Source organism: Terrabacter terrae (genome assembly GCF_039529575.1).
Classification (GTDB): Bacteria; Actinomycetota; Actinomycetes; order Actinomycetales; family Dermatophilaceae; genus Terrabacter; species Terrabacter terrae.
On the sequence record NZ_BAAANB010000021.1, the window covers coordinates 1,554,501 to 1,575,351 of the forward strand.

The window sequence follows — 20,851 nt, forward strand, 5'->3', positions numbered from 1 at the left end:
AACTGCTTGACTAAGGATCCGTTTTCGAGGGCTCGTCGAGTCGGTCAGGAGATCGGTCTGGGGCCCGGAAGAGACGGTCCATGGCCTCAGTCCCTTGGGTGAGTACCGGGCGTAACTGCTTGCGGTAGACGGCCTCGGTCACGGTCGTGCTGCGGTGCCCGACGAGGCGCGAGATGTCCTCCAACGGCACGCCGGCGTCTGCCATGAGGGAGACGAAGCTGTGGCGCGGCTCCCGAGGGGTCCACACCTGGTCATCGAGTCCGGCCCTGCTCACCACGGCACGGAAGGATCGCCGCACATTGGCGGGGTCCAGCGGGAGGCCCTCACGGGTGCAGAAGACGAGATCATGCTCCTGCCACGCGCCCGCGATCGCGCTACGCCAGGCGTTCTGGGCGTCGAGGTGGCGGCGGAGGGAGTCCACCGCCCGGTCCGGGAGCCGGAGGGTGCGGCGCGACATGCGGGTCTTGGTGTCGCCCCCTTCGCCGGACTGAACGCCATACCTGGATGCTTGGCGGCCGCGGGGGCTCGGCGTCGGGGATTCCTTCGAGGTCGAGATGGGACCACGTGAGCGCTCTGAGTTCTTCGGTGCGGGCGACGGTCAGCAGGCTGACCGTCACATATGCCTCCATCTCGGTGCCTTCGACAGCCTTTAGCACAGCCGTCGCTTGATCGAGGGACAGAGCCTTTGACGGGCGGCCGGCCCTGCCATGCGGGACCTCGCAGTGGAGCGCGACATTGCGGCGGAGCCGGTCGCGAGCCACCTGTCGAGTCACGGCGCGTCGCAAGATCGAAAGCAGGCGTTGCAGCGTCGATCTGGAGAGGTCCGACGACTTCCCCTTGAGCCATCGGTCCACGTCCTCGGCGGTCAGCTGGTGCAGCTTGCGCGCACCCAGATCCGGGATGATGTGCTTTTCGGCGAGGATTCGGCAGGTCGTGACCGTCCTCTCGGATCGACCGCTCAGGCCGAACTCCAGCCAGTCCTCGACTGCGGCAGCTACTGTCGTCCGGAAAGTCGCCTGGATGCCATCCTCGCGGTTCCGAAGCAGTTCCTTGAGCTTCGCCTTCGCCTCGGTCTTGGTCTTGCCCGCACCTGTCTTGACGATGCGCTTGCCGTTGGGCAGGAAGCCCACCTGGGCGGTCGCGATCCAGCGTCGGCGACTCTCGGAGTAGTGAACGCCGCCTTCGCCCCGGCTACGCCTCGCCGCCATGGTGCTCTGCTTCGGACTCGAGCAGCGCCACGTAAGGCTCCATGGCGTTGGCGGTCACGTAGCAGCGGCGGCCTTGGTGCACGGTCCCCGTGGGTCGAGTGGGGTCGCAGCGCCGACGCCCCCGTCGCGGTCGCCTAGGGCTCAGGGACGGGAGCGGAGCACAGCGACGCCCTCGCCGGTGAGGTCCTCAAGCGCGACCTTGCGTCCAGTCATGGCCATCACCAGGGCGATGACTGGACCGACCACCTCAGGGCCGCTGCCGGAGGTCCAGTCGGCGTCGGTGGCGCGCAGGGCGACCCCCTCGATGCGACGCTTGGCCCCGATCAGCAGGTTGCTGCCTCGGTAGAAGTCGGCGACGGCAATGACGTGCTCAACCGGGTGGTCCCGGTAGCCGTCGAGGGCACGGAACACGTCCTCACCGTGCACGATGGTCTCGCCGAGCCACGACGCTGCCGGCCCCGGCGGGGCCGTCCGCGCCGAGACCCGGGACCGGAAGTGGGCGACGAGATCGTGCGGGGTGCTCGCGTCGCCCTCCACCCGGGCGATCTCGGCCTCGCTCATCCGCGTGAAGGAGAACCCGTGGCGGGCGAGGTTGACCACGAACGCCGCCGGCCTCAGCTGCGCCGTCGCGACCATGTGTGCGACGGTGTCGCGCACCGTCCGGCCCGCGCACAGCGACGGCCGGTTCCAGGCGTCGGCGGGCAGGGCGCCGAGGGCGTCCACGAGCGCGGCGCGTTCTTGGGCGATGGCGGGCCAGACATCCATGGTGGTGACCTCTGGTCGAAGTGGCTCGAGCGCTGCGCGGGCCGAGCGAGGCTGCAAATCCGAGTCTAGGTGCCACCGCTGGGTCCCCGCGGGCGGATGCCACCGGCCCTGCCGGGCTTGAGGAGCGCCGCCGAACTGTCAGCGGTTGCCGACCGAGTGATCGTTGCTGTGTGACGGCAGCGGGGGAAGTTGCTGCATCCCCAGAAGGTGCCGTAGGGGCCATGGCCCCAGTGAGGACGCCGCCGCTCGGCGCCGGGCTCAGCCGATGACGCGGTGGCGCTGGGCGATACCGGCGGCGCCGTAGGGGTAGTCGCCCATCCGGGGGGCGCTGACCTCGCTGAGGTGGGAAAGCTGCTCTGCGGTCAGGTCGAGGTCGGCGGCGGCGAGGTTGTCGGTGAGCTGCTCGACGGTGCGGGCACCGAGGATCACCGACGTGACCGCCGGCTGCGCCGCGACCCAGGCGAGGGCCACCGCTGCGGAGGTGACGCCCTGCTGCTTTGCAACCTCGGCCACGGCGTCGATGACCGCCCAGGTGCGCTCGTTCGAGTTGCGGGGCCTGTAGGCCTCCATACCGCGCTCCGGGTCCTCGCCGAGTCGTGAGGCTCCGGTCGGGGTGGTGTCGCGCTGGTACTTGCCGGTGAGCCACCCGCCCGCGAGGGGCGACCAGGGCAGGAGGCCGAGTCCGCCATCGAGACAGGCCGGCACGACCTCGTGCTCGATGTCGCGAACGAGGAGGTTGTACTGCGGCTGCAACGTCACCGGCGGTGTCCAGCCGTGCTCACGGGCGGTGTGCACTGCCTTGGTGACCTGGTAGCCGAGGTAGTTGGAGAAGCCGTAGTAGCCGATCTTGCCCGCTGCAACGGCGTCGTCGAGGAAGCGCAGCGTCTCCTCGAGCGGCGTGACGGCGTCCCACGCGTGCATCTGGTACAGGTCGATGTGCCCGACCCCGAGCCGGGTCAGCGACGCGTCGAGCGCCTGACGGAGGTGGCGTCGTGAGAGACCGACGTCGTTGTGACCCTCGCCCATCGGGAAGCGGCCCTTCGTCGCCACGACCATCCGGGCCGCGTCGTCGGGGTGGGACTTCAGCCACCGGCCGACGATCTCCTCGGAGACGCCCTTGCTGTAGACGTCCGCCGTGTCGAGGAACGTGCCCCCGGCCTCCGCGAAGGCGCCGAGGATGGACCCGGAAGACTCCTCGTCAGCCTCAGCGCCGAAGGTCATCGTGCCCAGGCACTGGGTGGACACGATCGTGCCGCTGCTTCCGAGAGTGGTGTATCGCATGAATGCCACCGTATGTCGGACGAGCCGCACCACGCCCGTCGAGCCCGGCGCCAGAGCCGAGCCTCTTCGAACAAACGTTCGACTGTGCGCCACACTGGTGCCATGGCCAGCGGGTCCGCGGTGGCCGTGACGCCCCCGGCCCGCACCCAGGCATGGTGCTGGAGTGGCAGCAGCGCAACGGCACCTGGTTCGCGTTGGTCGCCTACGTCATCGAGGCCGACCGGGTCCTCTGCAGCAGTGGCTCTCAGCCGAGCTGCTGACGCGAATCGGTTGATCGAAGGGTCGGGGGCCTGCTTGGGCCAGCAGCCGTGCAAGCAGATACCAACCGAAAGGCACGCGGTGTAGTACTACGGCGATCCTTGCGGTTGGCATCTTCTTGCACGCCGGGTTCGGGTGCTGCACAGAGCGACACCAGGCGCTGGCGCGTTGCATGCCTTGTGTTGCGGGCACCTCGTCTGTGCTGGACGGCCTACATTCGGTCCTTCGGAGAGGGCCTACGCCATAGCGTGGACGCCATGACCCAGCTACCGGCACGATGCCGCCTACGGGACCTGGCCCCTGACGAGGACACCTGAGATGTTCGCAACCAACTTCGTTGAGGTCCTGGTCCTCGTCGGCATCGTCATCTGTCTGATCGGCGTCGTCTACGCGATCCGACGTCAGTAAGACCGACCCAGCCGTCCTCCATCCGGGACGGCTGCGGCTAGGCGTGGTTCATAAGGGGAACAACAAAAAAACCCACCACCGAGGGTCTTCTGTTGTTCCCTTTATGCGCCGACGTGGTGGCACCTGCCGGAGCATTCAGGTGGGGCAGGGCGAGACCGCCGGCCCCAAACTGGCCTAGGGGCTTACTTCCCTGGGCTGCCATGCCCGCCCGAAGGGCGGACTTCCACGAGGTGATGTCCGGTCGCTTCCGCAGCAGCGCTCGGCGCTCCCGCTCGGTCATGCCTCCCCACACACCGAACTCCGTCTTGCTGTCCAGGGCCTCGGCCAGGCACTGCGCGAGGACCGGACACGTCTTGCAGATCGCCTTTGCATCGTGCTGGGCCTTGCCCCGGACGAACAACGCCTCAGGGTCTTGGCCGGCACAGTTGGCCTCCTTGGCCCACTCGTCCACCCATAGATCCACCGTTGCGACAGCGCTCATGACTACACCCCTCCCAGGCCCGGCGCCTCCCATGACTACCGAGCCGACCAGGGCCGTCCCACCAGCCCAGATCGTGCAGACCCCCACAGGCCCAAGGAAGAGACTACGAACACAGACCCCTTCCCGAAATAGCTCCCGTGGATGGTTTCGCGCAAGATCTGCGCAAGTCATGGCTAGCCACTTTTCGCCGAGCGGTGCTGGTCAGCCCGGCCGGCTGGAGGGAAGGCAAGGCCGCGAACCTAGGTTGAAGGGACGCGGAGTTGGGAGCGTGGTCTTCGCGCCCGAGCCAATAGGTTCTGTGAATGTGCCTAGGGGCGATCGGCGAGATATGGGGTAGGCGCTCTCGCCCGAGGCTTAGCCTGTCTCTTCAGGACCATTGACGTTGCACGTAAGGGGTAGGGGTGCCTAGGTTCGCGATCCGTCACGCAATGGACATGTCCAATGCGATGCGCGGCGTCCTGTTCGTCAAGGAGGACGGGACGCCGGTGAAGTACGAGCCCTCGCAGGATGGCGAGCGGACTCCCACCATCGTGGCTGAGGCGTTCGCGCTTGGATACGGTTTCGACTACGTCCGAGGAATGATGCGCCTGTGCACGTTTGAGGAGTTGGAAAGCGACGCGGACACGTTGGCTGCCATCGAGAACGCCACACCCCCACCGCCGCGAGACATTTCCGTGAGAATGCGGCGGCGACGGGCTTGGCCAGCAGAATTGACACTTTCGCAGACCGCTGAGGCTGCCGACGCCGCGTCGAAGGAACCGCTCGCCGTGCAGGGGGAGACCTTGCCAGAGCCAGCCTGGGTGGTGGAGCGTGTTGTGGCCGAGTCGGGGGAGACCGAGGCTGACGTTCGGGAATTCCTTTCGGCGGCGCACCACGTGGTTGATCGCTTGGTTACCGACGACATTTTGGTGATCGCTTATCCGTTGCTCGTTGTCCGCGTGGGCTGCCCGGTCTGGGAGCGCTTCCGCTACCTTGTGAAGGGCGACTGGGACGGTTCCTTGGACATCTTTGACGGGACGAGCGAAGAGGTGGCACGCGAGCTGGCGTTGCCCGTCGGCTTGGTGGAGCAGTACCCGACCGCTGGATATGGAGCCGTCCTTCTTCAGACGGCAGATGTGCTGGGATTCTCGTCGCGGGGCGAGGAGCGAGCTCTTGACCTTGTGCTGACGGCCTGGGTCGAGACCTGTCAGCGGCCCAACCATGAGGTGCGCAGCTACAAGCTTCAACCGGCCGGACGTGAGAGCCGCTTCGAGGACTGGTTGGTCCAGGAGCTGGAGGTGTTGGGCGAACACGGGTACCCCGTTCGCTTGGCGGAGCGCATCCGCGACGGCATGGTCGGGCGCCAGGTCGCCGTGGATGGACGACGCTCCATCGCCGACCTTGTCTGTGTGGTGGAGCAGGACACCCCCGAGATGCATGCTGGGGACCTGCTCGTCATCGAGAACAAGGCCACTGCGGTCGACTCGCGGGCGGTCGACCAACTGGCCCGCTACGTGGACCTCCTCGGTGCTTCGTCGCCCACCGCGACGCACGGATTGCTCATCGCCGACGGGCTGACCGTTGATGCCGGACGGGCCATCTCGGAACGAGGATTCGGCTACCTGTCCCTGTCATCGCTTGGCTATCGCGACTTCCTGCGCACCGCCGCGGAGGGCCGCGAGTGGGACAGGGACACCACGTCGGTGGCCTACCCGGGGGTGTCGTCCCTCGCCGAGATCCAGGATGTCGACTGAGGGGCTACGAGCTTCGCCAGGGGGTGGGCCCTATCGCTGGCCGTTGCGGACTTTCCCATAGCCAGTGCTCGATGTGGCCGACCGCTTCGACGAGGCGAAGGTTCACATCAAGCCCGCTGCGCACCGTGAAGGCAGATACCAACCGAAAAGCACGCGGTGCTACTACTTTCCGGCGTTCCTTGCGGTTGGCATCTTCCTGCACAGACCTTGCCTCGGCGTACCTGCCGGCGAGGCGGGGTGCTCGCCTCGACTGCTCCAGCGGCCGGTGTCAGTTGCAGGTGCCCTTCTCGCCGCCCTCTTGAAGGATGATGGCTCGGATGTCGGCGCGGGACCGGGGCAGCGTGTTCAGGATCGACTTGATGGCCCCGCACATGGCGGTGTCGTAGTAGTAGTCGATGCGGGTCTTCCACCACTTCGGCGCCCCTCCTGACCAATCCGGTGCGGTGTAGCTCATCCATGGCTCGACGCCGGAACCTCCCGTGCCGGGGGTCTCGGGCTCGTAGAGGCTGTCGTACTTCTCCGGAGTGTTCGAGGTGTCCAGCGGGATTTGCGCAGGGGCGGACTTCTTGGCCCCGGACGTGGTCCCGACGTTGCCGCTCACTGTGACCTTGATGGTTTTGGTGACGGCGGGGAGGGGAGCAGCTTGAACGGTCTTGGTCACGGCCGGACCCGGCGTCTCGATGGTCTGAGTGACGTTGCTCGGCCTCTTCTACTACCTGGGGCTGGCTCGTCCCGGCCTTCGGCCTCGGGTCCTCAACGGCGCAGACCGTCGTCCCCCGAATGGCATACGGCCGCGGCGCGTACTCTGCTGCCACGCTTGCCGTGCTTCTCAGCCTGGCCCTCGGCCTCGGCGCGGATTGGCTGTGGAAGGCATGACCGCTACCACGGCGCCGTCGCGCACCACCGGGCAGACGCCGTGATCCCCGGCAGGACTTATCCCTCGATGACCAGGCAGCGGGGTGGGTCATCGGCTATGCGCAGGACCCGGTGCACGCAGTCCGCTACGCACGGTTGGTGAGTGACCAGGTGACCGAGAGGAGACCGAGGTCAGGGGCCCCTTCCGTCTGGCTGGCCTGAGGCTGTGCAGCGAGTGAGTGACCGACCGGCGACTGGGGCTTCGCGGCAGCCGCCTGAAGCCAGGCTGCGTCCATGTACGTCGCGAAGAGGGGCCTTGGTATCCGCCGATGGCTGCGGAGAATCGCGACGAAAGGCAGCGTCGGCGTAGCAAGCCAGACTGGGCGCCTGCGCGCGGATCATCTCGACCAATCGTCCTTTACGGGTGATGCCACGACGCGGGAGACGTTCGAGGGTGGTACCAGGGCGACGTGCCGACTTCTCCGGAGCGGGGAACCACGGTCTCTGCCCGCCGCGGTGTTCCTCGCCGTGGCCACTGGGGAACTGGAGGATTCGGTGTCACCCACGACCAAGCGCACCGTCGCCGCCTCCGCGACTTCCCTGTCGGCAGCGTTGACCCTGCTGGCTTGCAGCACCGCCGCTCCGACTACTGGCGGCGGGTCGGTCCAGGCAGCCGCCGCCGGTCCTGTGACCGTCACGATGATGATCACGTCGACTGGCGCCGCAGAGACCAAGCTCCAGCAGGACACCGTCAAACCGTGGGAGACCAAGACCGGCAACACCGTGAAGGTCGTCGCGGCCGCCGACATAGACCAGGAGCTCACCCAGGCCTTTGCCGCCGGCTCGCCTCCAGATCTGTTCTTCACCGACGCCAGCGCTTTCCCGACGTACGCGAAGGCGGGCGACCTGCTGCCCTACGGTGACCAGCTCGAGATGAGAAGCGACTTCTACGAAAGCCTGGTCAACACCTTCTCTTATCAGAGCACCTTCTACTGCGCGCCGAAGGACTTCTCCACGCTGGCCCTGGTGATCAACACTGATATGTGGGAGCAGGCCGGCCTGACCGTCGGTGACGGGCCCAAGACCTGGAGCGACCTGGAGACGGTCGCCCAGAAGCTCACGAAGGGCGCGGTAGAAGGCCTGGTCGTCGGCGGCACGCACGAACGGATCGGAGCCTTCATGAAGCAAGCGGGAGGCTGGATCGTCAACCCGGACCAAACGCAGATGACCGCGGACAGCGCGCACAACCTGGCGGCGCTCACCGAGGTGCAGGGCCTGCTGGCCAGTGGGAGCACCTCGTTCCCGGACGAGGTGGGCGCCGGTTCCGGCGAGGAGGCATTCGGCCAGGGCAAGGCGGCGATGACCATCGAGGGCAACTGGGTGCAAGGGTTCCTGAAGACCAACCACCCGAACACGAAGTGGCAAGCCATCGAGCTCCCGGCTGGGCCGGCCGGCAAGGGGACGCTGCTGTTCACCCAGTGCTACGGCATCGCCGCCGCCAGCAAGCACCAGGCCGCAGCCATCGACCTCGTCAAGTACCTCTCGACCGAGGAGCCGGCGCTGGCGCTGGCCGAGGGACTTGGCGTCATGCCCGCCATCAGGTCTGCAGCCACCGCCTACAAGGGCGCCTACCCGAACGCTGCAGCCTTCGTCGCCGGCGCGTCGTACGCGCAAGGTCCTGTCACGGTCGCCGGCATGATGCCCGTGCTGGCAGATTTCGACACGCAACTGCAGGCCCTTGCCGGTGGCGACCCGAAGGCGATGCTGGAGAGGCTGCAGACCAAGGGCGAGGCAGTCTTCAAGTAGGCGCCGCTTCGTCCGACGATGGCGTGCGTCCCTCCTTGGTGAGGTCGTTGAGGTTGGCGCCCCGGTATGTCTCCGCGGCCGGCGACGACCAGCTACGTGTTGGCTGGCGGAGTTCTCCGCGAGGTCGTCGAAATCCCCGCCGGAGTCCGGACCATGGTCGGCGCGGTCCGGGAGAGGGGATTGCGTGGGGTCGCCCGACAGGTCGTCCTTTTCGGCTGATGCCACCGCGGGCAGATCGGCTCGAAGGTGACACCGAGGGCGACGCGCCGACCTGTCAAGAGCGGCGAACCACCGTCGGTGCTCACCGCAGCGGTGCTGCGGCCGGTAGGACAGGAGTCAACGTGTCACGCACAGCACGGTTCGTCGCGAGCCAAACCGTAGACAGGCTGCTCACGCCCGGTGAGGTTGCGGCCCTCTTCCGAGTGGACCCCAAGACGGTCACCCGGTGGGCCAAGGCAGGGAAGCTGACTTCGGTCAGGACGCTCGGCGGGCACCGGCGATATCGCGAGGCGGAGGTTCGCGACCTCCTGGGTGGCGGTCCTCGAGCCTGACCGAGTGCTCGGAGTGATACGTGAGTGAACTGTCACGGGAGCCTGCGAAGTGCTCCTTTCACCGTCTCGCCGAATGAGGGAAAGGCTCTCACTCGCATTTGCGCTCATTCTCCCTGCTTGACGACCGCATCGATTTCGCGATCCCCTGGGGCTGTTTTCGAACGCGCGAGGTGCTTCATCCGCGTCAGGACAATGAGTATGGCATGTGATGTCCGGGCGTACCTCATCCGTCGCTCTTGCCGAACTCCGGTTCGGCGAAAAGCATCCGGCACAGCCCCGGATCCCAATTGTGGCGTGCTTTGTCGTGTCGGCTGCATAGCCCGGGGCGGGCGCGCTTGATATTCGTCCGGACGCGCCGGAACAACCCTGGCCTCTGCGGCAGGCGCACCGACAAGCGGTCAGACGGAGGCCTACGACAACACAGCCGAAATGGCACCAAGCGGACGATCGTGCCCACGGGGCCCTTAGCCGTCTTGCTCGCTCATTGTGGCTCCTAGCGATGCAATCTCCGAATATGTCGTCTGTATGGCAGCGACATGCGGACTTATTAACTCAGGCTCGTACAGGGACAGCATTTGGAAGAAGTGATGGCAGACGTCACAGGTGCCGAACTCGGCACAGCTGGTTCCGCAACGATTTAAACTGGTCAACATGGAAGGGAGCCCCGCAGCGCCTATTTGCCCGATAGCCACATAGGTGGTTGGCACGGCGGCCGTCAAACGCTGCCCGGGACGCCACTTGCGCCCATCCATAAGGGGATGAGATGGTCGGACCACGACACGCCCGCATGATCATTCCGCCAACTTCTGTTCACACCATCGAACGAGCGCGCCTCGTCGCGCTCGTGGAGCACCGGCCGGTGGTGGTGCTCGCAGGTATGGCCGGCTACGGCAAGTCGACGCTGCTCGCTGGCGCCTCGAGGCGCCAGCAGGTCAAGGGTGCGGCCATCTGGCTCGGCCTCGATGACTCCGACCGCTCACCGGCGCGGTTGGTTGCCGACCTCGTCACCGCCGTGGGCCTGTCGGGAGTCGAGGAGCTGGCGAGCGACCTGGAGCCGCTGCGGGCCTCCGCACCACGAGCGGAGCCGCTGATCCTCGTGGACTCACTGCTGGAGGTGCTCTACGGGGCGGAGCTGCCGGTGACCCTCGTGCTCGACGACGTGCAGGAGCTCATCGGCGCCAAGGGCTCGATCGAACTCATCGACCACATTCTCAAATGGGCGCCTGCGAACATGCGCGTCGCCGTGGCGGCGCGCGTTGCGCCACCGCTACGGCTGCAGCGGCTGCGGCTCGACGACCGGCTGACCTATCTCAGGCACGAGCAGCTCGCGTTCACCCCGGAAGAGACCTCGGAGGCGATGCACACCGCTGGCCTCCACCTCGACGCCGAGACGGTGGAGTCGATCCACTCCGCAACCGGTGGATGGCCGGCTGGGGTGCGTATGGCGATCCTCGCCACACGTCAGTACGGGGAGCACAGGCAGGTCCCGACGCAGTTGCGCCGGGACCAGGCGCTGGCGGAGTACCTGGCGACCGAGGTGCTTGCATCCCTGTCCGACGACTTGCGAGAGTTCGTCCTCGACGCCACCTTGGACGAGCAGGTCTGCCCGTCGTTGGTCGACAGTGTGCGGGGCACGCGCAATGCCGAAGCGATGCTGGAGCGATGCGTCGCCGACGGGCTGTTCCTGTCCCGCCGTGCCGGCGACGCCGAGGAAGCCTGGTATCACTGGCACCCGCTCTTCGCCGCCCACATCCACCGACGCGTCGTCGCAGACTACCCAGAGCGGGCAACCCTCCTGCACGCAGCCGCGGCGGACTGGTGGAGCGCCGTCGATGCGCCCACGGCCATCAGGCACGCCGTGGCAGCCGGCGACGGGGAGCGGGCCTCGAGGATCTTCGCCAACCGCTGGCTCGAGCTCCTGCTCCAGGGGCGCACCGATGCAATGCTCCAAGCGCTCGAGCAGGTGCCGGAGGGTTCGGCGTATGCCGGCGACGCCCACCTGGCCCGCACCCTGGTCCTCGTGCAGGACGGGAATACGGACGATGCGCAGGCGCAGATGCACGGCGCGACCGACGCGGCGGCGCTCCTGCCCCCCGAGGCCAGGCCCGAGTTCGAGGACCGGATGGCCGTCGTCGAACTCTTCCGAACCGGGTACGGATTGGGTCTGAGGGCGGCCGCCACACCCGGTGCGGCCTTGCTGGAGCGGTTCCACCAGGCCGAGCACCGCCCCGACCCGGCTGTCCTGGCATCGGTGCAGATGTTCGTCGGCATGGGCCGAACACGGCTGCACGCCGAGCCCGAACTCACCTTGAGCATGCTCCGGTCCTCGGCGGCCACGGCGCACGACACCGGCCTGCTGGCGCTGGAGCTGTCGGCCCTGGCGGAGTGGTGCATTCCCGCCATCGCCCACGGGCGGCTTCGTGAGATCCGCGACGTCGCCGTCGACGTTCTCGCTCGCGCCGACGAACGCGGCTGGGTGGGGCTGGCGACGCTCGCTCCCGCGGTTGCCTTCCTCGGCTTTCTGGACTACTGGCAAGGCAACCTCGAGGAGGCACGGGCCCAGCTCGACCGCAGCCTCACGATGATGCTGCCCTTCGACTCGGACCTGCGCGTGCTCATCCTCGACTACCTGACGCAGGTCTGCCTGGAGCTCGGCGATCTGGCTACCGCGAGAAGGTACATCACAGAGATCCAACCGCTGGTGGACTCCGACCGCAGCGCGCGGTGGTGGCACTCAATGCTCGCCGCGCTCGAGGGGCTGGTCCTCCTGGCCGAGGGCCACACGCGCGAGGCGGTGGCCTTGGCAACGCAGCCGATGACCGAGCCGGAGTACCCCATGGCGCGGGCACACCGCGCGAAGGTGCTGGCGCACGCGGGCCGCCCAGTGGAGGCGCTGGCCGAGCTCGACCTGATGCCGCGGGGTCGGCTCGTCCAGGTCGATTGCCTTGCCCGTTGCGTGGAGGCCGAGGCCCGCGCACAGCTGGGCCGTCCGGACGCCCATGCCTCGCTCGAGCAGGCCCTTGCCGCAGCCGGGCCCGACGAGCTCTTCGGGCCCTTCCTCGGCGGCGGGAAGCGATTGGCCAATCTCCTCAAGGCCCACCTCGACCACGGCACGGCCCATGCGACCGCGGTGACTCAGGTGCTCGGCCGGATCGCGTCGGGACATCGGCGGGGCCCCGTCGGCGAGCAGCTGACCGAACGCGAGCACGCAATCCTGCGGTACCTCGCCACCAACCTCACCAACGAGGAGATTGCCAAGGCGGAGTACATCTCCCTGTACACCGTCAAGACGCACCTTGCGCACATCTACCAGAAGCTGGGCGTCGGAAACCGACGGGCCGCCATCCGCAGGGCCGCGGAGCTCGATCTCTACTGAGGCCGAGCCCATCTGCGCCGTGCCACCAAGGACTCTCTGGCTGACGTTTGGCCGCAGGAGGGTCTTCCAGCTGCGCCTCGGGCCTTGCGTCACCTCGTGCGTCCTCATCGCCCTGTCCCTCCTAGTCGGCCCGATGGCGATCCAGGCGTGCCGCGCCTGAGCGCACGACTGCGTGCGCGCCAGGTGGTGGGCCTCGGCTTCCTGCTCACTGCCGCCGGCTTCGCTGCGATCGGGTTCGTCGGCGCCTCCTGGCCCTACCGCAGCTTCCTTCTGCCGCTCATCGCCGTGGCCGTCGGGGATGTCCAACGGAGCGGCCTCGTACGCGTTCGGACTCCGGGCAGTGCCTGCCTGGTGGGGGTTCATCCCCGGCGCGCGACGCACGCTACCCCGCTGTGGCGGACGCTGTACGCGTGTCGACCTCGCTGCCGGGCTCTGCCCTGACCGAGCACTGGACCTTGATCGACGGCGTCAAGGTCTTCTACCGGGCGTCTGCAGGGCCGCCCGGTGCCGCCACGATGATGCACGTGCACGGGTTCGGCCTCTCGGGTCGCTACCTGCTGCCCACCGCCGAACGGCTCAGCGGGCAGTTTCGCACCCTGGTGCCCGACCTACCGGGTTTTGGTCGCAGCGGGCGTCCACGCGAGGCGCTGGACGTGCCGGAGCTGGGTGCGGCGGTCGCGGCGTTTCTCGACGACCGGGGCGTCGAGTCGGTCACGCTCGTGGGCAACTCGATGGGTTGCGCCGTCATCTGCGAGTTCGCGCACCTCTTTCCGGATCGGCTGGAGCGCGCCGTGCTCGTCTCTCCGGCTGGCGGGTTGCACAACCAGCCGCTGCGCCGGGCCGTGCAGCAGCTGGCGCAGGACGGCATACGCGAGCCGTTGGGCCTCATTCGGGTCGCCGTGCCGGACTACGTGAGGTTCGGGGTGCCGAGCACGATGCGGACCTTCCGAGCCTTGACGCGCTATCCGGCGCTCGACCGTCTGCTGGCGCTGCACATCCCGACCCTCGTCGTACTGGGCAGCGAGGACCCGCTCATGCCTGCGCCGCCCCGCGTGAAGGAGGTCGCAAGCCGGTTCGAGACGCGCGTGGTCCTCGTCGTCATCGACGGGGCTGCGCACGCGGTCAACTTCAGTCACCCGGGGGAGCTCGCCAACGTCACTCGCCGTTTCATGGCCGACCTGCCGATCGAGGACGACCCCGAGGCACCTGGGAAGGCGCGCGCCTACGAGATCTACCGAGGGGCTGACCTGCCGCCATTGCGAACCTGACGGCGAGCCCCGGACCGTCCCTGCGCTGGCGCTGCGCCAGGGGCGAGGGCGCTCTCACTCCTCACGGGTGAGGTCGAGCGCTCGCAACGTCCATATCGTTCGATGCGGGACGGGAGGCGGGTGCCATGGCGACAGTGGTCGAACCGGACGAGAGTGGCACGCCGAGGCCTCCAGCACCGGCGGCGACCGAGGATGCTGACGGTGAACCGACCCAGCCCCCTCACAGAACCGGGCTGCGCAGGCTCGTCACCCTGAGCCTGCCCGGGTCCTGGGGGGCGCTCGTCCTTGCCTGCCTGTCCTTCACGCCGTCCCTGCTGCCGCGTGGTGGATTTCTCCAGGGGCTCATCTGGGGTGTCACCGCGGCGATCGGCTACGGGCTCGGGGTGGTGGCCGCGTACATGTGGAGGGCGTTCGCCGACCGTCAGCCGCGTCCCGCTGCGTCGGCGGCATGGCGCGTCCTGGGCGTCGCGGCGGCGGTCCTGCTCACCGTGTCCTTCGTGCTCGGCCAGTACTGGCAGTCGCAGATCCGCCACCTCATGGGCGTCACCGAGTACAGCGTGCCCCTCGTGATCGCCTCGCCGGTCGTCGCGGCAGCGGTGTTCGGGTTGCTCCTCGCGGCCGGTCGAGGCCTGCGCAGCCTGTACCGGTGGACCGCCGGCCTGCTCGACCGCTGGGTCGGTCCTCGAGCCGCAAAGGCCGTGGGCTGGCTGCTGGTCGTCGCTGGGACGTGGCTGCTCGTCAGCGGCGTGGTGCTCCAGGGAGCCGTGGAGGTCGCCAACCAGGCCTTCTCGGTGAAGAACTCCGGAACCGAGGAGGGCGCCCGACAGCCCACGTCAACACTGCGCTCCGGAGGCCCCGGCTCCCTCGTCGGCTGGGACACGCTCGGGCTTCAGGGCCGGAACTTCGCCGGTCTCGGCCCGACCGCCGCCGAGATACAGCAGGTCACCCACGCGGCCGCGGTGGAGCCGGTCCGGGCCTATGCCGGGCTCGACTCGGCTCCAGACGCCGAGTCCCGGGCGACCTTGGCGGTCAGGGACCTGCAACGCGCAGGAGGGTTCGCCCGCAGGAACCTGCTCGTCGTCACCACCACGGGCAGCGGATGGGTGGACCCGGCCATGGTCGACAGCTTCGAGTACCTGACGCACGGGGACTCGGCCACCGTGTCGATGCAGTACTCCTACCTGCCCTCGTGGATCTCCTACCTCGTCGACCAGAGCAAGGCACGGGAGGCCGGTCGGGCGTTGTTCGACGCCGTCTACGACCAGTGGTCCGCCCTACCGGCCGACGCCCGACCCAGGTTGTTCGTGGCAGGCGAGAGCCTAGGGTCCTTCGGCGGGGAGACCGCCTTCAGCGGTGAGTACGACCTGCGCAACCGCACAGCCGGGACCCTCTTCGTCGGTCCGCCCAACTTCAACACCCTCTTCCGGGAGTTCAGCGACCACCGCGCGCCCGACAGCCCCGAGGTCCAGCCGGTCTACAAGGACGGCCGGACGGTGCGCTTCAGCAACGCCCCGGCTACGGCCGTCCCACCAGCCTCACAGCCTTGGGAGGGTTCGCGCGTCCTGTACCTGATGCACCCGTCGGACCCCATCGTCTGGTGGAGCCCTGACCTCATCCTGCACGAGCCCGACTGGGTCGCCGAGCCGCCCGGGAGCGACGTGCTCCAGCGCATGGTGTGGATCCCGTTCGTGACGTTCTGGCAGGTGTCGGCAGACCTGCCGTTCTCCACCGGTGTGCCGAGCGGCCACGGACACAAGTACACGACCGAGTACGTCGACGGCTGGAACGCGGTCCTGCGGCCAACCGGTGTGACCACTCAGCAGCTCGCAGACATCCGTCGCACCATCAGCGAGCTCGACTGAGCGTGTCGTCCCGGCCGCGAGCGCAGAATCCGGGCTGGCCGGCATGCGATGTCTCCTCGCCTCTCCCGGAACTGGGCAGCCCGCCTCCTGGTGCAGGTCTGATTCTGGTGGGTCAGGACGACGACCAGGACGGCAGTCGAGCCAAGGGGGGCGCACCGGGATGGCGCCGTGAGATCCGGACCCGAAGCGCCGCGGGCTGAACGTCGAATCGCAGTGGGCCGAGGAGTTGGACCTCGTCTCCGTCGATTCCAGCGCGCGTCTCATCGGCCGCCTGGACGTCCAGATGGCTAGCGCTCCAGGCGCGGCCGGGCGAGGGCCTCATCTCCTTCCACGCGTCGATGAACAAGACGCCCAGCCGTCTGCTTGCCAACGTGGGCCGAGTGCCGGCACTAGGGCCCTCCAGCGCGTACGGGTTGTTGGAGATGAGCAGCACGCCAGGCCGGAGTTGTTCCCCTTCCGTCTCCTCGGCCGGACGCAGCTCCGGCATCAGCCCGCCCGGGACGAGCACTCTGCGCGCTGTCGCTCCCAAGGTGCAGACTCCGGCGTCGTGATGGTCGCCTCGTCGACCGCCTCCGCGGAAGGCGAGGGACACGCTGTTCAGGAACATGCGACCGTTGACGACTCCGACATCGATCTCCCGTTCCACGCCCACCGTGAACGCGTCTAGAGCGTCGGCCACGTCGCCCACGTCCATGCCGAGGTCCCGCGCGAAGTGGTTGCGCGTCCCCACAGGGATGCACACGAATGGCAGCTCATGTGCGGCAGCGACGGCTGCCACGAGCGCGAGCGAGCCGTCGCCACCGGCCATCCCGAGCGCATCGGCGCCGTCCGCCACGACCTCCGACACGCGGGCTCGCAGATCCCCGCCCGAGCACGAGGTGACTGCCTCGATCCCGCGATCACGGGCGAGGTCCGCGATCGCGTGGCCGCCTGCCGAGCCATCCCCATTTCGGGTGTCGACGAACAGCACCGGTCGTTGACACGGCGCCACGGGCCGCCAGCCGCGAGCGAGGAGCCTCGAGAGTCGGTGGGCCGTGGGCTGGAGCAGCTGCACCATGGCGTTGGTCCCCCTCCGGCACTGACGGCCGACGAGTATGCCGGCGCACACGAGCGCGGCGACGGCTCAGACGATCGTGCTTGGCTTCCGCGATGCGACCTCAGACCGCAGGGTGCCGAGTGTCCGGACGCCGAGGGTGAAGAAGCACCCGAAGGCTGGCGAGCTCAGGGGAGTTGGTGGCGCGCCTTACGCGTGGGGGTCTCCTGGCGGACGGCAGGGTCGTGCGCCGGCCAGGAGACGGTGACCGGATCGGGCACGAGCGGCGAGAAGGCCGCCATGACATCGATGCCGTCGCGCAGCAGTCTGACCAGGCGCTCCTGCCGGTCCTCGACCCAAGCCCGGGCGATGCAGTCCACGGCCACGGCGGCGACCCTGGCGGCGCTGGAAGGTGGCATCGCTGTCGACCCCGAGCTCATGCCGGCCAAGTGCTCGCGGGCCCACCGCTCGGCCGCGGGGGCGGTCGCCAGAGCGACGCAGGACGCCTCGGACATGCGTATGGGGGAGCGGCCGTCTTGCCTGGCGAGCACCCGCTCGGCGTTGAGGATCGCCAGGGCCATGACGTTCTGCCGCTCCTGCGCGGCGACGGGCAGTGCCGCGCGGGCCGCGGTCAGCAGCAGCGCCGTCGTGGCGCGTGGGTCGTCGGGGTTGAGGCCGACGACCTCGGGGATCATCGTCAGGAGCCGCTGGCGCTGCGAGTCGTCGAGCATGTCGTTGACGCACCGCGCGACCGTGGCGAGGACCGGATGGGTGCACGTCGGGTGGTCGCTCCATCGCTCGCCGGCGAGGAAGGAGGCCATCTCCATGAAGCATGCGCCCTTGCGCGGGCTGCGGTGACGGCCGCGGGACAGCACGGGTACGCCGTCGGGAACGAAGGGGGCTCGTCGTGGCATCGTCGCTCCTTGGGCGCCTATGGGAATTCGCTGGCCTTGCTTTGCTGTACGCCTCGGCTGAGGAAGACCTTGCTCTCGACGTTCACCCGCCCTGCAGGTGTCGACTAGCACGGTGGCGACTGCCGGCTGAACCACCATCCATCGTGTTCGGCAACGCGACATCGTTCTAACCGGATGATTGCGCCGCGCCGGGACCGAACACGGGCAGCTTCGACTTGGGAAGAGGCACGCTGCCGGCTGCGCTTCGATGCACCGACCGGTTCAAGACGCGAGGTGACCGAAGTCACCCGCCAGCAGACCGGGACGTCCCGCGCCGAGGCGCGCGAGCTGCTCGAACGCTCAGTCACGGCGTTCTCCCGCAGAACACCCGCCACCTCGTCCAGAGGACTACGGCCCAAGCGAGCCGCGTGGCGCTCGTACTGTCACTGGTGCGACAATCGGCCGTCTGTCGGCTGGTGTGAGGGGACCGCATGAAGCCAGTGGTGTTCGACCTCGGCGGCGTTGTGGTGGTGTGGGACCCCGTGGCGCCCATCGCGGCGGCTGTGGGCCCCGAGCGCGCAGAGCGCTTCGTGCACGGTGAGGAGTTCGACTTCGCCGCCTGGAACCACGCCCAGGACGCGGGTCGCTCGTGGGCCGAGGCAGAGGCGTCCGCCACGGCAGCCCACCCCCACCTCGCCGAGGAGATAGCCGCGTATCGGCGCAACTTCCCGCTCTCGCTTCCAGAGCTGGTCCCGGGCACTGCCGAGATCCTTCGCGCGCTCCACGAACGCGGCATGCGGCTGGTTGCCCTCACCAACTGGTCCGCCGAGACGTTCCACCACGCGCCGCAGCGCTTTCCCGAGGTCTTCGCGGTCTTCACCGACGTGGTCGTCTCCGGGGTGGAAGGAGTCGTCAAGCCCGACCCCGAGATCTTCCGGGTCCTGGCACGACGACTGGGTCACCCGCTGGAGGGCGTGCTCTTCGTCGACGACTCCCTTGCCAACGTCCACGCCGCTCGTGCCGCGGGGATGGACGCGGTCCATTTCACGGGAGCCCCCGCGCTGTGGTCGGAGCTGCAGGAACGCGCGCTGCTCGACTGACTCTTGGCCACCGTTCAGGGCGGGATGCGCTTCCCGGCAGTTCTCCCGCGGCGGGGGCGAGGTCGGGCCTCGCCATGGTGAACATGGCCTGAACCGCGGCGTCAGGCGTCAGCCCGCCGACCGCCTCGCCGACCGGGGACACCTGCGCCCACCGGCCGGCGTGATCCCGCGCACGGTGGCGAGACGCTCGTTGAAGCGCTTGGCCCGAGCATCAGCTCGCGCAGGATCGGGTAGGTCGCGGGCTGCCGAGCAGCTCCATGGCATGCGCGGTAGCGCACGCGTCGCGCAGCTGTGCCCCGTGTCACCACCACTGACTGGCCGCGGAAGGACGCAGCTGGTGCGCGCTCGGACATCGACCGTCACGTCGGCTTCCGGGGTGGATGGCTAGGGTCGCACCATGGGTCCCGCCTCGAATGAGACACGTGCCGAACGGGCCGTGTTGCTCAGCCGCCTTTCGGGCCAGCGTGCCCACGTCTTGAAGCAGTTGGAAGGACTCTCCGACGAGCAGCTGCGTCGCCCGGTACTGCCGTCAGGTTGGTCCTGCCTCGGTTTGGTGCGGCACCTCACCCTCTCCGACGAGCGCTACTGGTTCGAGGTGGTCGTCGCGGGCGAGCCGCTCGACTTCTGGCCCCCAGGCGACAACGGTGACTGGCTGGTGGGTCGTGATGAGCCGGTCGCGGCGGTCATCGAGGCCTACCACTCGGCCATCGCTCACGCCGACGAGATCATCGCCGCCCGTCGCCTCGACGAGGCCCCGAGGCAGCCCGAGGAATGGTGGGCTGAGGCCGGGCTCTCGTTCCCGGACCTGCGCACCGTCGTCGTGCACGTGCTCGTCGAGACCTCTGTGCACGCCGGCCATCTCGACGCGGCACGAGAACTGTTGGACGGTCGTCAGCACCTCGTGATCTGAATGACCCCTCCAGGCGGTTGGCAGGCGTGCGCCCCTCGAGCCCGTATGTCTCGCGGGTCGGTGGCAAGGATGGCCCCGCCGAGACGTGGCGCAGCCCTTCTCTGTCAGGCGGTGACCAGGTCGTCGATCTGGTTGATCGCCGCGGAGGCGCCCTCCACGACGCCCATGTCGAGGACCTTCTGCAGCGCCTCGGCGGTCGCGTAGGTGCTCACGTAGGTCGCGCGCGTGCCACCGTCGTGCTCTGCGAAGGAGAAGGCGTTCTTGCCGACGGGCAGGTCGGGGTTCTTGGTGAACGCGTCGTCGAGCGCGAAACCGTCGTCGAAGGTGAAGCGCGTGGGCTCCTCGACGGTCTCGACCTCCCAGTAGCCGTAGAAGTTGTCGCCCTCGGGACTTGTCATGTAGTAGTTCATCCTGCCGCCGGGAACCAGGTCGTGATCGACGAAGGTGGCGGGGTAGGTCGGGGGTCCCCAGATCCGCTCGAGCTGACGCGGGTCCGCGTAGATCTCCCAGATCCGCTTCGGCGGGCAGTTGAAGTCCGCGACGATGGTGAGGGTCCGGGTGTCGAGGTCGTGCGAGACGTCGGTGACGGGCATCGTGATCAGTCCTTCTGTGTGTGGTGTTGGGTTGGCGTCCGCTGGGTGCCGGGCCCGGGCGTGGCGATGAGCTCGTCGATCCGCGCGATGCGGCCGCGCCAGAGGGACTCCAGCTCGGCGAGCATCGCTGCCACCGACCGCACCGCTGCCACGTCGCCGCTGGCCAGGGCCTCGCGCCCCTGTCGGCGCTTGGTCAGCAGGCCTGCCTTCTCGAGCACGGCGACGTGTTTCTGCACCGCGGCGAAGCTCATGTCGTAGGACGCCGCGAGCGTCGAGACGGAGTGCTCTCCTGCCAGCACCCGGCGCAGGATGTCGCGCCGAGTGCGGTCGGACAGTGCGTGGAACCAGGCATCCGCCCGGTCCTCCGAGATTCCGTCCACAGGTCAAACATACAACCGGTTGGTTGCGTATTGTCAATGGTCGTCGCGGATCCGAGGACGGCAATGGACGCAATCCACGAACCACGACGC

Annotated in this window: 18 protein-coding genes; 8 read left to right on the plus strand and 10 right to left on the minus strand. The window is 68.2% G+C overall.

The window, feature by feature from the left end:
- Positions 1 to 10: 10 nt before the first annotated feature.
- From ABD194_RS21650 to ABD194_RS21655, 5 genes are all read right to left on the minus strand, one after another.
- The gene (locus ABD194_RS21650) at positions 11 to 457 is read right to left on the minus strand and encodes a tyrosine-type recombinase/integrase (RefSeq protein WP_425580001.1); all 447 of its coding nucleotides are present in this window, start codon (positions 455 to 457) and stop codon (positions 11 to 13) included.
- The gene (locus tag ABD194_RS17480) at positions 375 to 1,208 is read right to left on the minus strand and encodes a site-specific integrase (RefSeq protein ID WP_343993710.1); all 834 of its coding nucleotides are present in this window, start codon (positions 1,206 to 1,208) and stop codon (positions 375 to 377) included. Before ABD194_RS17480 ends, ABD194_RS21650 begins: the two co-directional genes overlap by 83 nt.
- 141 nt (positions 1,209 to 1,349) lie before the next feature.
- A complete protein-coding gene (locus ABD194_RS17485) occupies positions 1,350 to 1,973 on the minus strand; it encodes a maleylpyruvate isomerase family mycothiol-dependent enzyme (RefSeq protein ID WP_343993712.1) in 624 nt (207 codons plus the stop codon).
- 258 nt (positions 1,974 to 2,231) lie between these two features.
- A complete protein-coding gene (locus tag ABD194_RS17490; protein ID WP_343993714.1) occupies positions 2,232 to 3,254 on the minus strand; it encodes an aldo/keto reductase in 1,023 nt (340 codons plus the stop codon).
- Positions 3,255 to 3,957: 703 nt separating this feature from the next.
- Positions 3,958 to 4,401 (minus strand): WhiB family transcriptional regulator, encoded by a 444-nt coding sequence (locus ABD194_RS21655; RefSeq protein ID WP_425580002.1) that lies wholly within the window; start codon positions 4,399 to 4,401, stop codon positions 3,958 to 3,960.
- Between the two features lie 434 nt (positions 4,402 to 4,835).
- On the opposite strand from ABD194_RS21655, the gene ABD194_RS17500 reads away from it, so the two are divergent.
- Positions 4,836 to 6,134: an endonuclease NucS domain-containing protein gene (locus ABD194_RS17500; protein ID WP_343993716.1), complete on the plus strand. Its 1,299-nt coding sequence runs from the start codon at positions 4,836 to 4,838 to the stop codon at positions 6,132 to 6,134.
- Positions 6,135 to 6,402: 268 nt separating this feature from the next.
- On the opposite strand, the gene ABD194_RS17505 is transcribed toward ABD194_RS17500, so the two are convergent.
- Positions 6,403 to 6,795, minus strand: a complete 393-nt coding sequence (locus ABD194_RS17505; protein ID WP_343993718.1) for a hypothetical protein — start codon at positions 6,793 to 6,795, stop codon at positions 6,403 to 6,405.
- A 749-nt stretch (positions 6,796 to 7,544) separates the two neighbouring features.
- On the opposite strand from ABD194_RS17505, the gene ABD194_RS17510 reads away from it, so the two are divergent.
- From ABD194_RS17510 to ABD194_RS17530, 5 genes are all read left to right on the plus strand, one after another.
- Entirely contained in the window at positions 7,545 to 8,795 is a 1,251-nt protein-coding gene (locus ABD194_RS17510; RefSeq protein ID WP_343993720.1) for a sugar ABC transporter substrate-binding protein, read from the plus strand.
- Between the two features lie 386 nt (positions 8,796 to 9,181).
- Entirely contained in the window at positions 9,182 to 9,346 is a 165-nt protein-coding gene (locus ABD194_RS17515) for a BldC family transcriptional regulator (protein ID WP_343994197.1), read from the plus strand.
- Between the two features lie 988 nt (positions 9,347 to 10,334).
- Positions 10,335 to 12,722 (plus strand): winged helix-turn-helix domain-containing protein, encoded by a 2,388-nt coding sequence (locus tag ABD194_RS17520; protein WP_343993722.1) that lies wholly within the window; start codon positions 10,335 to 10,337, stop codon positions 12,720 to 12,722.
- A 410-nt stretch (positions 12,723 to 13,132) separates the two neighbouring features.
- A complete protein-coding gene (locus tag ABD194_RS17525; RefSeq protein WP_343993724.1) occupies positions 13,133 to 13,990 on the plus strand; it encodes an alpha/beta fold hydrolase in 858 nt (285 codons plus the stop codon).
- Positions 13,991 to 14,115: 125 nt separating this feature from the next.
- On the plus strand, positions 14,116 to 15,852 hold the full coding sequence (locus ABD194_RS17530; protein ID WP_343993726.1) for an alpha/beta hydrolase: 1,737 nt from the start codon (positions 14,116 to 14,118) through the stop codon (positions 15,850 to 15,852).
- Positions 15,853 to 15,964: 112 nt separating this feature from the next.
- Here ABD194_RS17530 and ABD194_RS17535 read toward each other — a convergent pair whose 3' ends face one another.
- Positions 15,965 to 16,822, minus strand: coding sequence for a diacylglycerol/lipid kinase family protein (locus ABD194_RS17535; protein ID WP_343993728.1), 858 nt, complete (start codon positions 16,820 to 16,822; stop codon positions 15,965 to 15,967).
- 251 nt (positions 16,823 to 17,073) lie between these two features.
- Complete coding sequence (locus ABD194_RS17540; RefSeq protein WP_343993730.1) at positions 17,074 to 17,799, minus strand: hypothetical protein; 726 nt, start codon at positions 17,797 to 17,799, stop codon at positions 17,074 to 17,076.
- Between the two features lie 470 nt (positions 17,800 to 18,269).
- Here ABD194_RS17540 and ABD194_RS17545 point away from each other — a divergent pair, with 470 nt between their 5' ends.
- On the plus strand, positions 18,270 to 18,878 hold the full coding sequence (locus tag ABD194_RS17545) for an HAD family hydrolase (RefSeq protein ID WP_343993732.1): 609 nt from the start codon (positions 18,270 to 18,272) through the stop codon (positions 18,876 to 18,878).
- Between the two features lie 397 nt (positions 18,879 to 19,275).
- Entirely contained in the window at positions 19,276 to 19,788 is a 513-nt protein-coding gene (locus ABD194_RS17550; RefSeq protein WP_343993734.1) for a DinB family protein, read from the plus strand.
- Positions 19,789 to 19,892: 104 nt separating this feature from the next.
- Here the strand turns inward: ABD194_RS17550 and ABD194_RS17555 are convergent, their stop codons facing one another.
- Positions 19,893 to 20,381, minus strand: a complete 489-nt coding sequence (locus ABD194_RS17555) for an SRPBCC family protein (RefSeq protein ID WP_343993736.1) — start codon at positions 20,379 to 20,381, stop codon at positions 19,893 to 19,895.
- A 5-nt stretch (positions 20,382 to 20,386) separates the two neighbouring features.
- Positions 20,387 to 20,761, minus strand: coding sequence for an ArsR/SmtB family transcription factor (locus ABD194_RS17560; protein WP_343993738.1), 375 nt, complete (start codon positions 20,759 to 20,761; stop codon positions 20,387 to 20,389).
- Positions 20,762 to 20,851: the final 90 nt, after the last annotated feature.